Source organism: Rhodopseudomonas rhenobacensis (genome assembly GCF_014203125.1).
GTDB lineage: Bacteria > Pseudomonadota > Alphaproteobacteria > Rhizobiales > Xanthobacteraceae > Rhodopseudomonas_A > Rhodopseudomonas_A rhenobacensis.
The window spans coordinates 1-13,675 of the sequence record NZ_JACHIH010000045.1 but is presented as its reverse complement, the minus strand read 5'-3'; the positions used below and the strand labels follow the sequence as shown (position 1 = coordinate 13,675).

Below are 13,675 nucleotides of genomic sequence, written 5' to 3'. Positions count from 1 at the left end.
CGTCTCCGGTTCAGGCCGCCACGGGGGCGGATGGGTTTCCCAGCGGATCTTTCGAGAGGCCGCTGTTCGCAACTTGAACGAGAGATTGTGCCGACGGGCCAGGCTGGCCGGCCAGCGCTTCGGCGAGCTTGGCAGCCACGCTGGCCGCCTCGGGCACCGAATTCAGCATCGGCTCCGGCGCGCGCAGCCGCCAGGGGCGGATGTGGGGCCAAAGCAGCACGTAGGAAACACGTTTGGTGTCGGCGAGCTGCAGCGGAATGTCGCCGCTGCCATCGCCATTGGTCCGCAAATCGACGTTGGCGATCTTGCTCAACGGAATCGTCATCGACATCGGCAGCGCGACGCCGAACTGCAACAGGACGCGTTTGCTGGTGATGGTGTAGGTCGTCGCACGGCGGAACAGCCAGGCCAGCAGGGCAAGCAGCGCCATGCCGCCGAGGCAGGGAACGAGGAGCGCCACGGTGGATCCCACCATGTCGCTCGTCGCCATTCCGTTGGACCAGTACGACCAAAGCTTCCAGGCCAGGAAGAGGCCGACATAAATGCCGGCCTCCCTGATATGGAAAGACCTCACAGCAAGCCCTTTAAACGTGGGCTTGCCTTGCCAGATCACGCGCTCCCCCTCCGGTAACGGAGAGGAAAGTTCATGAAGCTGACTGGGGTCTTGTTTCATACGATCGGCTCCTGCCGGTCCGGGGTGGCGTACAGGGTGCCGGCGCCGAAGTAACCGACGATGCGGTCTTCCTCACGCTTGGTGACCTGGTCGGGCTTGGCCAGCGTCGGCGCGTCGGCGAACTGGCTGCCGAGGATCGCGTCGACGGAGACGTAGCCCTTCGGACGATCGACCAAGGCGAACGGCAGCGGCAGCAGGATGCGCTTGGTGCCGCGGGCCCCCTTCACCTCGACTTCGAGATAGCGGATCAGCGCTTCGGCGCGATCCACCCAGGCTTCGACCACCGTACCGCCAACCTGGCCGTCGGCGCCGACCACCTTCATGCCGCGCGGATCCGGATCGCGCGGATCAAGGGTGATGCCCTTGGCCGCACGCAGCGGAACGATCACCGGCAGGTCTTCCAGGGTCAACTCCGGAACGTCTTCACGATCCGCATAGGAGCCCGGGCCGACGCCGTCGAGGAACGGGTTGCCGGTCGGTGCGAACGGCGCACCCGGCCACGGCGCGGTGGATTCGAGCGCCGGATTCGGGCGATCGTTCTTGTGGTTGGGAACCGTGGCGACCTTGCCGCCGCGCAACAGATACTTCTTATCCTCCGGCGGATGCGGAATGCCGTAGGCAGGGCGACGTCCGCCGCTGTCAGAGACCAGCGGATAGCCCTCACGTTTGTCTTCGCGGCGGAGATAGAAGATCAACGCGGCAAAGAAGATCCAGAATACGTAGAGAGTGACTTGTGCTACGTCCAAATAAGCACCGGCTTGCATGGGACCGACCTCGCTCTAGTTAGTTAACCAGGAAATTCGGCTAAGCCGAATTTTGATGAAGATTGCGAGAAGTTCGTTCGTGCTGAGCGCACGAGCGGACCGACCGCAATCAGAGTTGCGAACAGCAGCGCAATTTCGATTTGATATACGACGCTGTATCCTGTCGACGCACTCATCAGAGTGCTGCCGAACATTCCGTTGGTGGCCATCGCCGACACCGCATCGCGGATGCCGCCGCCCACCGCAATTCCGCCGCCCGCCGCGGTCGCCTGAACGGCGCCCCAGGTGCCGAGCGCCAATCCGCTCTCGCCGTCCTTGGCGATCGCCATCGCCGCCGTCAGCGTCCCCGCCGCGAACAGCCCGCCGCCAAAGCCGATCAGCGCGGTGCCGATCCGCAGCAGCATCGCCGACTGCGCCGGCGCCGCGATGATCACCGCGGCAAAGGCGAAAATCCCGGCGACGGCGCCGAACCCGGCGACCCGATACGGATCGGCGTTGCGGCCGAGCCACCGCGCCGCGAGGCCGAAGCCGGTCAGCGTGCCGAGCGCGAAGAACGCGGTCAGGGCCGTGGTCTGACCGACCGTCAGCTTCAGCACTTCGGCGCCGTAGGGCTCCAGCAGAATGTCCTGCATCGAGAACGCCGCGGTGCCGAGCCCGACCGCAATAAGCATCCGGGTCGAGCCGCCGGCTTCGCGGAACTTGGCCCAGGATTGGTTGAACTGCGGCCGCTCGCGCTTCGCCGAAGTCAGCACCGGATTGCGGACTTCCTGCTTCCACAGCGCAATCACGTTGAGCGCGAAGATCACCACCGCGACGCCCTGGATCACCTGGATCAGCCGCATCTCGCTGAAGTCTTTCAGCAGCTGGCTGAACACCAAGGCGCTGCCGACCATGCCGAACAGCAGCATGACGTAGAGGAACGCCACCACCCGCGGCCGCGAATGCTCCGGCGCGATATCGGTCGCCAGCGCCAGCCCAGCGGTCTGGGTGGTGTGCAGGCCGGCACCGACCAGCAGGAACGCCAAGGCGGCGCCGACCTGGCCATAAGCTGCCGGCGCCTCGCCGGTGCCGGACAGCACCAACAGCGCGAACGGCATGATGGCGAGGCCGCCGAACTGCAGCAGCGTGCCCATCCAGATATACGGCACCCGGCGCCAGCCGAGCACCGAGCGGTGATTGTCGGACTTGAAGCCGATCAGCACGCGGAACGGCGCGAACACCAGCGGCAGCGACACCATCAGCGACACCAGTAAAGTGGAGACGCCGAGCTCGACGATCATCACCCGGTTCAGCGTGCCGTTCAGCAACACCACGGCGATGCCGACCGAGACCTGGAACAGCGACAGCCGCAGCAGCCGGCCGAGCGGCAGCTCGGTGGTGGCGGCGTCGGCGAACGGCAGAAAGCGGCTCCCGAGCCGCATCCATCCCTTCACCAATGTTGTCGCCATCTGGCTCATCGACGCATCATCTCCAAGGCCTGCGAGGTGTAGAAGCCGCGCGCCACCCGGTGGGTGCGGCCGATCTGCCATTGCTGCAGCGCCGGGTCGGCGGTGAGCAATTTGCGGAGTTTCTGTTCGGCGACCGGCTCGATCGCCGGCGCGCGATCGCCGCGCGGGAAGAAGCCGCCGACGAAATGCATCAGCGCCAGCGCCGGGGTCTTCGGCGCGAACGTCACCAGCATCGCCTGGCTGGTCCGCGCGGCGAGCCCCGCCATGATCTTGCAAATGTCCGCCGGCAGGTAGTGGATCAGCGAATCCATCGCCACCACGAAATCGAATTCGCCGGCCTTGGGATCGAGCATGTCGCCGGAGCGAAAATCGATCAGCGCCGGATCGACGTCGGCGGGAATCCGCTCGCGCGCGACTTCCACCAGCGTCGGCGACAGATCGATGGCGACGACATGGGCGCCGCGCCGCGCCACTTCGATCGACAGCGCGCCGGTGCCGCAGCCGGCATCGAGCAGCCGCATCCCGGTCATGTCCGCGGGCAGCCACGACAGCAGCGTGTTGCGCATTTCATCGCGCCCGGCACGCACCGTGGCGCGGATGCCGCTGACCGGCGCGTCGGAGGTGAGACGAGCCCAATTATCGGCCGCAGTGCGGTCGAAATAGGTCTTCAGTTCTCCACGCCGCTCGAGATAATTGGCCACGGGCATCAATCAAATCCCAACAGGTCAAAGATATCGCGATCCTTCAGCGGCTTGCCCTCGATCGGCGGTTCCTTGCCTTCGAGCATTTCAGTCGCAAGCCGAAGATACTCTTGTTGCACGGCCAGGATTTCGTCGGTGTGATCCATCTCAAAAAGTGTCATCTTTTTCAGACGACTCTTGCGGATGACATCCAGATCCGGGAGATGCGCGATCCGGCGGATCCCGGTGCGCTCGCCGAATTTGTCGATTTGGTCGGTTTCCCGGGAGCGGTTAGCGATGATACCGCCGAGCCGCACGCCGTAGTTCTTGGATTTCGCCGCGATCGCCGCGGCAATTCGGTTGGCCGCGAAGATCGAATCGAAGTCGTTCGCCGCGACGATCATCGCGCGCTCGGAATGCTGCAGTGGTGCCGCGAAACCGCCGCACACCACGTCGCCGAGCACGTCGAAGATCACCACGTCGGTATCTTCGAGAAGGTGATGTTCCTTCAAGAGCTTCACGGTCTGGCCGACGACGTAGCCGCCGCAGCCGGTGCCGGCCGGCGGGCCACCCGCCTCCAGGCACATCACGCCGTTGTAGCCTTCGAACACGAAGTCTTCCGGACGCAATTCCTCGGAGTGGAAGTTCACCGACTCCAGCACGTCGATCACGGTCGGCACCAGCCGCTTGGTCAGCGTGAAGGTGGAATCGTGCTTCGGATCGCAGCCGATCTGCAGCACGCGCTTGCCGAGCTTGGAGAACGCCACCGACAGGTTCGACGAGGTGGTGCTCTTGCCAATGCCGCCCTTGCCGTAGATCGAAAACACCTTGGCGGTGCCGATCTTCAGGTTGGGATCGAGCTGCACCTGGACGCTGCCCTCGCCGTCGCCCTCGGCGCATTTCGAGGCGTTGGTGTCGGCGCAGCCTGCGGTCTTCAGCTTGGCGGGATCAGTCAAAAAGTTCATGCTGCAACTCCTACGCCTTCGAGGCGATCCTCAAGCTCTTCGCCTGCCTTGCGCAGGACCTCGAGCATTTCCGGGTCGGGAGACCAGTAATTGCGTTCGTGAGCTTCGATCAGGCGGTTGGCGACTTTCGCCGACGCCACCGGATTGAGTGCGGCCAAGCGGGCGCGCATTTCGGGGTCGAGCACGAAGGTTTCGGTGAGCTGGCGGTACACCCACGGCGCCACTTCGCCAGTGGTCGCCGACCAGCCCATGGTGTTGGTGACGTGCTCTTCGATCTGCCGCACGCCTTCATAGCCGTGCTTCAGCATGCCTTCGTACCATTTCGGATTAAGCATCCGGGTGCGGGTTTCCAGCGCCACCTGCTCAGACAAGGTGCGAACCGTTCCGGCGCCGCGGGTCTGGTCGCCGATATAGACCGGCGCCGCGGTGCCGCCCTTGGCGCGGCGCACCGCGCGGCTGATGCCGCCGAGCGTATCGAAATAGTGATCGACCGTGGTGACGCCGAGTTCGACCGAGTCGAGGTTCTGATAGGCCAGATCGACGTCGGCGAGCGCGCTCTTCAACAGGTCGGCCTGCTGCACCGGCTGGCCCTTCATGCCGTACGCGAAGCTCTTGCGGCGGGTATAGGTCTCGGCGAGTTCGTCCTCGTCTTCCCAGCGGCTGTTCTCGACCAGATGGTTGACGTTGGAGCCGTAGGCGCCGTCGGCATTACCGAACACCCGCAGCGACGCGGTCTCCATGTCGCACTTGTGTTGTTCCATATAGGCCAGCGAATGCCGGCGGACGAAGTTGAAGTCGGTGGGCTCGTCGGCCGACGCCGCGAGGAAGCAAGCTTCCGCTAAGAGCTTGATCTGCAGCGGCAGCAGGTCGCGGAAGATGCCCGACATGGTGATGATGACGTCGATGCGCGGGCGGCCGAGTTCGCCGAGCGGGATCAATTCCGCGCCGGTCAGCCGGCCGTAGCTGTCGAACTTCGGCCGGGCGCCGAGCAAGGCCAGAGCCTGGCCGATCGGCGCGCCTTCGTTCTTCAGGTTGTCGGTGCCCCACAACACGATGGCGACCGATTCCGGCAGGCCGTTGCCGCCTTCCATATGCTTTTCGATCAGCCGCTGCGCCTGCGCCGCGCCGTCCTGCACCGCGAACGCACTGGGAATCCGGAACGGATCGAAGCCGTGCAGATTGCGGCCGGTCGGCAGAATCGCCGGCGTCCGCAACAGATCGCCGCCGGGCGCCGGACGAATGAACTTGCCGTCGAGCGCGTGGATTAAGCTCGGGATCTCGTGATCCTCGGCCAGCAAGCGGTCGGTCGCGGCCAACTCCTTGTAGATCGCGATATTGGCGTCGGCCTCGGGGCCGGAGCCAACCACCACGTGCTCGGGCCGCTCGCCGCGCACCAGGCCTTCGATCACCGACTGCTCGGGCCGAATGCCGTGCGAGGCATCCGCCACCGCCTGCAGCATTTCCACCCGCTGCTCGAAGGTCGGGTTTTCGCCGACCACGTGCAGGCCGTGCGGAATCAGCGCGTATTCCATTTCGAGCACGTCGTCGGACAATTTGGCGATGGTGGCGACGGCGGCGTCGCCCCAGGCCGGCTCCGCGGTCGCAAGATCGAGCGCGCTGGCCTGCGCCTGAATCAGCACCGCCAGATCGGCGCGCTCGGCTTCTTCGTCGGGCGACAGACCGCGCCAGCGCTCGATCGAGGATTTCAGCTCGACCAGCCCGCGATAGAGACCTGCATGCGCCACCGGCGGCGTCAGGTAGCTGATCAGCGTCGCCGCCGACCGCCGCTTGGCGATCGAGCCTTCCGACGGATTGTTCGACGCATAGAGATAGATGTTCGGCAGATCGCCGATCATGCGGTCGGGCCAGCAGGCGCCCGACAGGCCGGTCTGCTTGCCGGGCATGAATTCCAACGCGCCGTGGGTGCCGAAATGCAGCACCGCGTGGGCGCCGAAATCTTCCTTCAGCCAGCGATAGAACGCCGAGAACGCGTGCGTCGGGGCAAAGCCCTTTTCGAACAGCAGCCGCATCGGGTCGCCTTCGTAACCGAACGCCGGCTGCACGCCGACGAACACGTTGCCGAAGCGCTCGCCGAGCACGAAGATCGAGCTGCCGTCGCTCTGATGCTTGCCGGGTGCCGGACCCCACTGGCCTTCGATCTCGCGCAGCCAGCGCTCGTTCTTGACGTGATCGCCGGCCAGCACCCGCGCATGCACGTTGGCGTCGGAGCCGAAGCGCTGGGAATTGCCGCCGATGATGCGCTCGCGCAGCTCATCGGAATTGGCGGGAAGCTCGACCTGATAGCCTTCGCGCTTCATCGCTTCGAGCGTGCGGTACACCGACTCGAACACGCCGAGAAACGCCGCGGTGCCGATATGGCCGGAGTTCGGCGGGAAGTTGAACAGAACCACCGCGACCTTGCGGTCCTTGCGCTCGCTCCGGCGCAGCGCCACCAACTTGGCGGTACGCGCCGCCAACACCTCGGCGCGCTCGCTGCAGGTGTACATGTCGCCGCCGTTGTCGGAGCGAGTGAACTTGCAGGCGCGATCGCAGCCCGCGCACGGCACTTCGCCGGCGTCGGAGCGGCCGCCATAGACCATCGGGCCGGTGCAGCCGTCGAGCTCGGGGATCGCCACCATGATGGTGCTCTCCACCGGCATCAGGCCGCGGTCCGACGCCGCCCATTGCTCGAGCGTCTGGAATTCCACCGGATGCGCCGACAAATACGGCACGTCGAGGGTGGCCAGAATGTCTTCCGCCGCCTTGGAGTCGTTGTAGGCCGGGCCGCCGACCAGCGAGAAGCCGGTGAGTGACACCACCGCATCGACGGCGCTGCGGCCGTCCTTCATGAAGAATTTTTCGATCGCCGGACGCTGATCGAGACCGCTGGCGAAGGCCGCGATGACCCGCAGCCCCTTGGCCTCGAACGCCTCGATCATGCCGTCATAATGACCGGAATTGCCGGCCAGCAGATAGGAGCGCAGCAGCAGCACGCCGACGGTGCCCTGCTGATTGGGCACGCTGGGCGGCAATTTGTCGACCGACTCCGCGATCCGGCCCTTCATCTTCGGGTGATAGACGCCGATGTCGGCGTATTCGACCGGCGGCTCGGCCTTGGCGACGCCGCGCAGACCCTTGCGCGGGCCGCTGGCGTAGCGGTCGACCAGCAGCCGCACCATGTTGGCGATGTTCTGCTCGGAGCCGGCCAGCCAATATTGCAGCGTCAGGAAGTAGGCGCGCATATCCTGCGCGGTGCCGGGGATGAAGCGCAGCAGCTTCGGCAGCTGCCGCAGCATCTTCATCTCGCCCTTGCCGGCGGCGCCGGGCTCCTTCTTGCCGCGCAGCTTCTTCAGCCAGCTGATCGCGCCGAGCGCCTCGGCGCTCATGTCGAACTTGCCGACCCTTGTCAGCTTCACCACCTCGGCCGCCGACATGCAGCAGATCAGGGCGTCGCAGTCCAGCCGGCGCGCCAACAGCGCCGGCATCACCGCGCGAACGTGGTCGTCGAGGAACAGCATGGTGGCGATAACAATGTCGCCGCTGGCGATATCGGCGTGGCAACGGCCGAGCGCGCCCTCGTCGGTGCCCCACTCGTCGGCGGAATGCACCGTCAGTTCGATGCCCGGGTAATCACGACGCAACAGATTACGCGCGCGTGCGGCGGCGCCGGACAGATGGCTGTCCATCGTAACGATGACGACACGTAACGGCGTAGCGTCAGCGGGAGAAGTGCGCTTTGGCATCGTACAATGTCTCGACGGTTATGGTGGCGACGCCATTTTCGTTGGCGAATCGCTCGGTGTTACGGCGGGCCTTCCCGCGAACAAAGAACGGGATCTTGCGGAGTTCTTTTTCCGCATCGGCCGCCCAGACGGCATTGGTTTCTGACGCCGCGGCGGTCGAGGTCTCGGCGGCGGATGGCTCGGGTTCGGCCGGCGCCGCTTGCACCGCCGGCGTCGCCGAATGGCCGACGCCGAGATGCGACGGCACCGCGCCGTCCTTGAATTCGAAATCGTCCTTGAACATCGCCAAGAGATGTTCTTCCAGGCCCATCATCAACGGATGCACCCAGGTGTCGAAGATCACATTGGCGCCTTCGAAGCCCATCTGCGGCGCGTAGCGCGCCGGATAGTCCTGGATATGCACCGGCGCCGAGATCACCGCGCAGGGCACGCCGAGGCGCTTGGAGATGTGGCGCTCCATCTGGGTGCCGAGCACCAATTCCGGATGCAGCTCGGCGATATGCGCCTCGACCTCGAGGTAGTCGTCGGTGATCAACGGCTCGACGTCGTAAAGCTTGGCGGCTTCGCGGATCTCGCGGCCGAATTCGCGGCTGTAGGTGCCGATGCCGACCACCTTGAAGCCGATTTCATCGGAGGCGATCCGCGCCGCGGCGACGACGTGGGTGGCGTCGCCGAAGATGAACACCCGCTTGCCGGTGAGATAGGTCGAGTCGACCGAATGCGAGAACCAGGTCAGCCGGCTCGAATTCGCTTTCAATACCGGGGCCGCGTCGACGCCGGCCAGCGCGGCGACTTCTTCGATGAATTCGCGGGTCGCGGAGACGCCGATCGGAATCGTCTTGGTGAACGGCTGGTGGAAGATCCGGTGCAGCCAGGACGCCGCCTGCGAGGCGATTTCCGGATACAGCACGACGTTGAAATCGGCTTCGCCCAAGCGCGTCAGATCGGCCGGCGTCGACCCCATCGGCGCAGTGACGTTGACGTCGATCCCGAGCTTGCCGAGCAGCGCGGTGATTTCGATGACGTCGTCGCGATGCCGGAAGCCGAGCGCGGTGGGTCCCAGAATGTTGCACTTCGGCCGCGCGCCGGGCGCGCGCTCGGGGCGCTTGCTGCCCGGAGGCGGCGCCGACGGGCCGGCGAGCGCGCGGACCAGCTGATAGAAGGTCTCGGCAGCGCCCCAATTTTCTTTGCGCTGATAGGCCGGCAGATCGATCGCGATCACCGGGATCGGCAATCCCATGCCCTTCGCCAACCCGCCGGGATCGTCCTGGATCAGCGAGCCGGTGCAGGACGCGCCGACGATCATCGCCTGCGGACGGAAGCGCTCATAGGCGTTCTGCGCCGCGGTCTTGAACAGCTCCGCGGTGTCGCCGCCGAGATCGCGCGCGGCAAACGTGGTGTAGGTCACCGGCGGGCGGCGGTCGCGGCGCTCGATCATGGTGAACAAGAGATCGGCGTAGGTATCGCCCTGCGGCGCATGCAGCACGTAGTGCAGGCCTTCCATACCCGTGGCGACGCGCATCGCGCCGACATGGGGAGGCCCCTCATATGTCCAAACTGTCAGCTGCATCTCAGGCCACCAGTTTCGCGCGGCGCACCAGCGGACGCGCGAATAATTCCGCTAGGTCAGAAGCCTGTTCGTACCCCTGGATCGGCGTGAACACGAGTTCGATCGCCCATTTCGTCGTCATACCTTCGGCTTCCAACGGATTGGCTAGACCTAGGCCGCACACCACCAGATCGGGACGGGCGAGCCGGCAACGATCGAGCTGCAGATCGACGTCCTGACCTTCGGTAATCGGCGTGTCGGGCGGCAGCAGCTTGAGCTCTTCGGCGAGATGCTCGCGGTGCAGATAGGGGGTGCCGACTTCGATCAGCTGCATGCCCAATTCGCGCGACAGGAATCGCGCCAGCGGAATTTCCAACTGAGAGTCCGGGAACAGGAAGATGCGGCGGCCGGACAGTTCCTTGCGGTAGTTGTCGAGCGCGCGCTCGGCGCGGGCGCGCGCCGGCTGCGTCACCTTGTCGAACAGAACCGCATCAATTCCGAAAGCATTCGCCGCAGACCGCAGCCACGCCGTGGTGCCTTCGACGCCGAGCGGGAACGGCGCGACCAGGCGCGTCGCGCCGCGGTTTTCCAGTTCACGCGCGGTATCGGCGAGGAACGGCTGCGCCAGCAGGAATTTGGTGTTCGGTCCGACGCTGGGCAGCGTGGCGGAATTGCGCGGCGGCAGGAATTGCACCGGCCCGATGCCGAGCGCCTCGAACATCCGGACGAACTGGTCTTCCACCACGTCGGCCATCGAGCCGACGACGAGCAGCGAGGCTTCCTTGCGCGGGTCGGCGGGAAGCTCGGGCACCAGCGAGGCCAGACAGGCGTCTTCACCCTGGGTGAAGGTGGTTTCGATGCCGCTGCCGCTGTAGCTGAGGATGCGAACGCCCGGAGCAAAGCTCTGCGACAGCCGCAACGCGGCGCGCGACAGATCGAGCTTGATCACTTCCGACGGGCAGGAGCCGACCAGAAACAACAGCTTGATATCGGGTCGCCGGGTCAACAGCTGCGTGACGATGCGGTCGAGCTCGGTGTTGGCGTCGGTCAGACCCGCGAGGTCCTTCTCTTCCATGATCGCGGTCGCGAAACGCGGCTCGGCGAAGATCATCACGCCGGCGGCGGATTGAATGAGATGCGCGCAGGTGCGCGAGCCCACCACCAGAAAGAAGGCGTCTTGAATCTTGCGGTGCAGCCAGACGATTCCGGTCAGCCCGCAGAACACTTCGCGCTGCCCGCTTTCGCGGCGGATCGGCCTCGTCACATTGCTGGGGGCAACGTCGCAGCCCTGAATGTCGACGGTCATACGCGGCTCCCCGAGGTGGACACTGCGAGCGCTTTGTTGCGCTCGTCGAGGCGCGCGGCACGAAGTTTCAGAATGAACTGGGTGGCGTTGATGACGTAGGAGGCATAGGCGGCCAGCGCCACGAACATCTGCTGCTGCGGATCGCCGAGGCCGCCGAACAGCATCACCAGATAGGCGGTGTGCAGCGCCAGCACCAAGAAGCTGAACACGTCTTCCCAGAAGAAGGCCGGCGCAAACAAGTAGCAGCCGAACACTTCACGTTCCCAAATCGCGCCCGTGATCATGATCGTGTAAAGCACCAGTGTTTTGATGACGACCGAGGTGGTCGCGACCGCGAAGCCGTCGCCAGTAACAAGGTAGCGGATGACCAAAGCGAGACTTATGAGGAAGATCAAAAACTGGATGGGAGCGAGAATCCCTTGAACCAAAGTCCATTTCGTTGCATCGCGACGAATTCGCTGCTCTGGCGTGTAGAGCGGTTTAAACCCTTGGCGGGCTGCGTTAATCTTGGAGTGCGTCACGGGCTCTTGATGCGGTTCGGCAGCCGCGGTCGCATGGCCACGCGCTGCTAGGTCGGAAACCGGATTGTAAAGAGTGTTTGACACCGGCGCGTCCCGGTGGTGCGATACCGGGCCTACGGACAACGACGGGCGCTCACCGCCCCCAACCTGATCCTGTTCTGAATCGTCTTGACGGTGCACCGCGCACTCCTACTGCGGCTAATGCGAGGAAAGCTAAACTCCGATCCAGCGACTGTCAACCAAACCATACGTAAATTAAACTTGACGGTTCGCTCCAGATGAACGCGAATGTGTTCGTGAGGGGTATCCAGATGGGCGACGGCAACGAGCAGCAAATCCTGACCGGCTCCCGCAAAGAGAGCATCAGCCCCCAATACCAGCCGGAGCGCCCTGCTCCGGCTCCGATCTGGCGCTTCCGGCCGGCGGCCCCGCCGCTCAGCGTGGTGCGCGCCATCAAGACACAGATCATCCCGCGGATCGCCTGGGCGTTTCGCGGCACGCCGAACTCCAAGGTCGCGAAGCCCGACCTCTCGCCCGGCGAGTTGGAGACCTTCGTCGCCCTCCTGCAAGGTCAGGACGAGGACGCCCCGGCGGCCTTCGTCGAGCTGCTTCTTGCTAGCGGTACGCAGGTAGACGCGATCTTCCTGCAGTGGTTCACCCCAGCCGCACGACGCCTCGGCGACATGTGGGAAAAAGATACCACTGACTTTGCGATGGTGACGCTCGCCGTCGGACGGATGCAGCGGATGATGCATCAGCTCGGCGAGCGCTTCGCCAAGGACGGCGGCCGCGCCAACGGCGACTCCGCATTGCTAACGACGATTCCCGGCGAGCAGCACAGCTTCGGGCTGTCGATGGTCGCGGAGTTTTTCCGCCGCGCAGGGTGGAATCTGGCGACCGGTCCGTTTCAAAGCCAACGCGAATTGACCGAATTGGTGCAGGAGCGCTGGTTCGACATCGTCGGCTACTCGGTCAGCTCCGATCGCAAGCTGGACGACTTGGAGAGAAGCATTCGTGACGTCCGCCGCGACTCCCGCAATCGGCGGGTGGCGATCATTCTCGGTGGCCCGATTTTGCAGGCCCGCCCCGAGCTTGCGGCAGCCGTCAGAGCCGATATGGTGGTTGGCGATGTGACCGCCGCCCCCGATCAGGCCCGCACGCTCGTCGCGGCGATGAAGGGCCAAGCCTGACGGGGCCTTTATCGACCTCAGCTTCCTCATGGTGCTGACGCTCAGGAGACAGCAACATGACGGCTGCAGCACCGACCAGCTCCGTTTCGTCGGACATCACCACGTCCCTCTATCACCGCACCCGGGCGCTCCATCTTGAGGCCGAGAAGACCGGCATCATCGCCGACCTGCTGCGCGGACAGGCCACCCGCCCCGGCTACGCGCTGCTGCTGCGCAACCTTTTCCCCGCCTATCGCGAACTCGAAAACGGTCTCGCGCGTCACCAGGACAGCCCGGGACTGGACCGGCTGAAGCCGTTGAAGCTCCGCCGCACGCAGGCGATCGAATCCGACCTGATCGCGCTGTGCGGACCGGACTGGGCCAATACCGTGCCGTGGCTGCCGGCCGGCCAAGCCTATGCAAAGAGAATAGCCGAGGTCGCCGAGGGCGACGGGATGCTGCTGATCGCGCACGCCTACACGCGCTATCTCGGCGATCTCAACGGCGGCCAGATCGTGCAACGGCTGCTGGCGAATACCTACAAGCTGCGACCGTGCGAGCTGTCGCATTATGACTTTTCGGGCTTCCCCAATCCGTCGGAATTGAAAAACGACTATCGCGCGGCGCTGAATCAGGCCGCCGCCGCGTCAAGCGACCCCGATGCCATCATCGAGGAAGGCGCCACCGCGTTCACGCTGAACATCGGTCTTTCGGTCGCCGTGCAAAATCAACTCCGGCAAAACGCCCCGGTCGCGAGCTAGATGTGGAGCCTCAACAGGTTGTCCCCGAATAGACCGAGTCGGCTGATGGGTGTTTGTGATTTTATGCCGCCGTGGGGGCGATGCCAGTTGTATCTG

11 protein-coding genes and 1 pseudogene are annotated in these 13,675 nt (G+C 64.7%); 2 read left to right on the top strand and 10 right to left on the bottom strand.

Annotated elements, in window-relative coordinates:
• Positions 1 to 10: 10 nt before the first annotated feature.
• The 9 genes from puhB to bchF are packed head-to-tail and all read right to left on the bottom strand — an operon-like array spanning position 11 to position 11,649.
• Complete coding sequence (gene puhB / locus HNR60_RS22340) at positions 11 to 673, bottom strand: photosynthetic complex putative assembly protein PuhB (protein ID WP_184262297.1); 663 nt, start codon at positions 671 to 673, stop codon at positions 11 to 13.
• Positions 670 to 1,437 carry a photosynthetic reaction center subunit H gene (puhA, locus tag HNR60_RS22335; RefSeq protein WP_184262295.1) on the bottom strand — a complete coding sequence of 256 codons (768 nt, stop codon included), beginning with the start codon at positions 1,435 to 1,437 and terminating at the stop codon, positions 670 to 672. Before puhA ends, puhB begins: the two co-directional genes overlap by 4 nt.
• Positions 1,438 to 1,460: 23 nt before the next feature.
• Complete coding sequence (locus HNR60_RS22330; protein WP_184262293.1) at positions 1,461 to 2,894, bottom strand: BCD family MFS transporter; 1,434 nt, start codon at positions 2,892 to 2,894, stop codon at positions 1,461 to 1,463.
• Positions 2,891 to 3,592, bottom strand: a complete 702-nt coding sequence (gene bchM / locus HNR60_RS22325) for a magnesium protoporphyrin IX methyltransferase (RefSeq protein ID WP_184262291.1) — start codon at positions 3,590 to 3,592, stop codon at positions 2,891 to 2,893. Before bchM ends, HNR60_RS22330 begins: the two co-directional genes overlap by 4 nt.
• Positions 3,592 to 4,530, bottom strand: a complete 939-nt coding sequence (bchL, locus tag HNR60_RS22320; RefSeq protein WP_184262289.1) for a ferredoxin:protochlorophyllide reductase (ATP-dependent) iron-sulfur ATP-binding protein — start codon at positions 4,528 to 4,530, stop codon at positions 3,592 to 3,594. The genes bchM and bchL overlap by 1 nt, the downstream gene beginning before the upstream one ends.
• On the bottom strand, positions 4,527 to 8,273 hold the full coding sequence (locus HNR60_RS22315; protein WP_184262287.1) for a magnesium chelatase subunit H: 3,747 nt from the start codon (positions 8,271 to 8,273) through the stop codon (positions 4,527 to 4,529). The genes bchL and HNR60_RS22315 overlap by 4 nt, the downstream gene beginning before the upstream one ends.
• A complete protein-coding gene (gene bchB / locus HNR60_RS22310; RefSeq protein ID WP_184262285.1) occupies positions 8,248 to 9,843 on the bottom strand; it encodes a ferredoxin:protochlorophyllide reductase (ATP-dependent) subunit B in 1,596 nt (531 codons plus the stop codon). The genes HNR60_RS22315 and bchB overlap by 26 nt, the downstream gene beginning before the upstream one ends.
• Position 9,844: 1 nt before the next feature.
• A complete protein-coding gene (locus HNR60_RS22305) occupies positions 9,845 to 11,128 on the bottom strand; it encodes a ferredoxin:protochlorophyllide reductase (ATP-dependent) subunit N (protein ID WP_184262283.1) in 1,284 nt (427 codons plus the stop codon).
• The gene (gene bchF / locus HNR60_RS22300; protein WP_347339369.1) at positions 11,125 to 11,649 is read right to left on the bottom strand and encodes a 2-vinyl bacteriochlorophyllide hydratase; all 525 of its coding nucleotides are present in this window, start codon (positions 11,647 to 11,649) and stop codon (positions 11,125 to 11,127) included. Before bchF ends, HNR60_RS22305 begins: the two co-directional genes overlap by 4 nt.
• A gap of 278 nt (positions 11,650 to 11,927) precedes the next feature.
• Here bchF and HNR60_RS22295 point away from each other — a divergent pair, with 278 nt between their 5' ends.
• Together HNR60_RS22295 and HNR60_RS22290 are read left to right on the top strand one after the other, a co-directional pair.
• Positions 11,928 to 12,839: a cobalamin B12-binding domain-containing protein gene (locus HNR60_RS22295; protein ID WP_246433064.1), complete on the top strand. Its 912-nt coding sequence runs from the start codon at positions 11,928 to 11,930 to the stop codon at positions 12,837 to 12,839.
• A gap of 56 nt (positions 12,840 to 12,895) precedes the next feature.
• Positions 12,896 to 13,579, top strand: a complete 684-nt coding sequence (locus tag HNR60_RS22290) for a biliverdin-producing heme oxygenase (RefSeq protein ID WP_184262281.1) — start codon at positions 12,896 to 12,898, stop codon at positions 13,577 to 13,579.
• Here HNR60_RS22290 and HNR60_RS22285 read toward each other — a convergent pair.
• Positions 13,576 to 13,675: pseudogene (locus tag HNR60_RS22285) on the bottom strand (IS481 family transposase); the annotation flags it as partial. The gene HNR60_RS22290 and the pseudogene HNR60_RS22285 sit on opposite strands and share 4 nt — an antisense overlap.

Coding starts and splice junctions, on each gene's coding strand:
- puhB (WP_184262297.1), bottom strand. CDS start 673: ATGAAACAAGACCCCAGTCAGCTTCATGAACTTTCCTCTCCGTTACCG.
- puhA (WP_184262295.1), bottom strand. CDS start 1,437: ATGCAAGCCGGTGCTTATTTGGACGTAGCACAAGTCACTCTCTACGTA.
- HNR60_RS22330 (WP_184262293.1), bottom strand. CDS start 2,894: ATGAGCCAGATGGCGACAACATTGGTGAAGGGATGGATGCGGCTCGGG.
- bchM (WP_184262291.1), bottom strand. CDS start 3,592: ATGCCCGTGGCCAATTATCTCGAGCGGCGTGGAGAACTGAAGACCTAT.
- bchL (WP_184262289.1), bottom strand. CDS start 4,530: ATGAACTTTTTGACTGATCCCGCCAAGCTGAAGACCGCAGGCTGCGCC.
- HNR60_RS22315 (WP_184262287.1), bottom strand. CDS start 8,273: ATGCCAAAGCGCACTTCTCCCGCTGACGCTACGCCGTTACGTGTCGTC.
- bchB (WP_184262285.1), bottom strand. CDS start 9,843: ATGCAGCTGACAGTTTGGACATATGAGGGGCCTCCCCATGTCGGCGCG.
- HNR60_RS22305 (WP_184262283.1), bottom strand. CDS start 11,128: ATGACCGTCGACATTCAGGGCTGCGACGTTGCCCCCAGCAATGTGACG.
- HNR60_RS22295 (WP_246433064.1), top strand. CDS start 11,928: ATGAACGCGAATGTGTTCGTGAGGGGTATCCAGATGGGCGACGGCAAC.
- HNR60_RS22290 (WP_184262281.1), top strand. CDS start 12,896: ATGACGGCTGCAGCACCGACCAGCTCCGTTTCGTCGGACATCACCACG.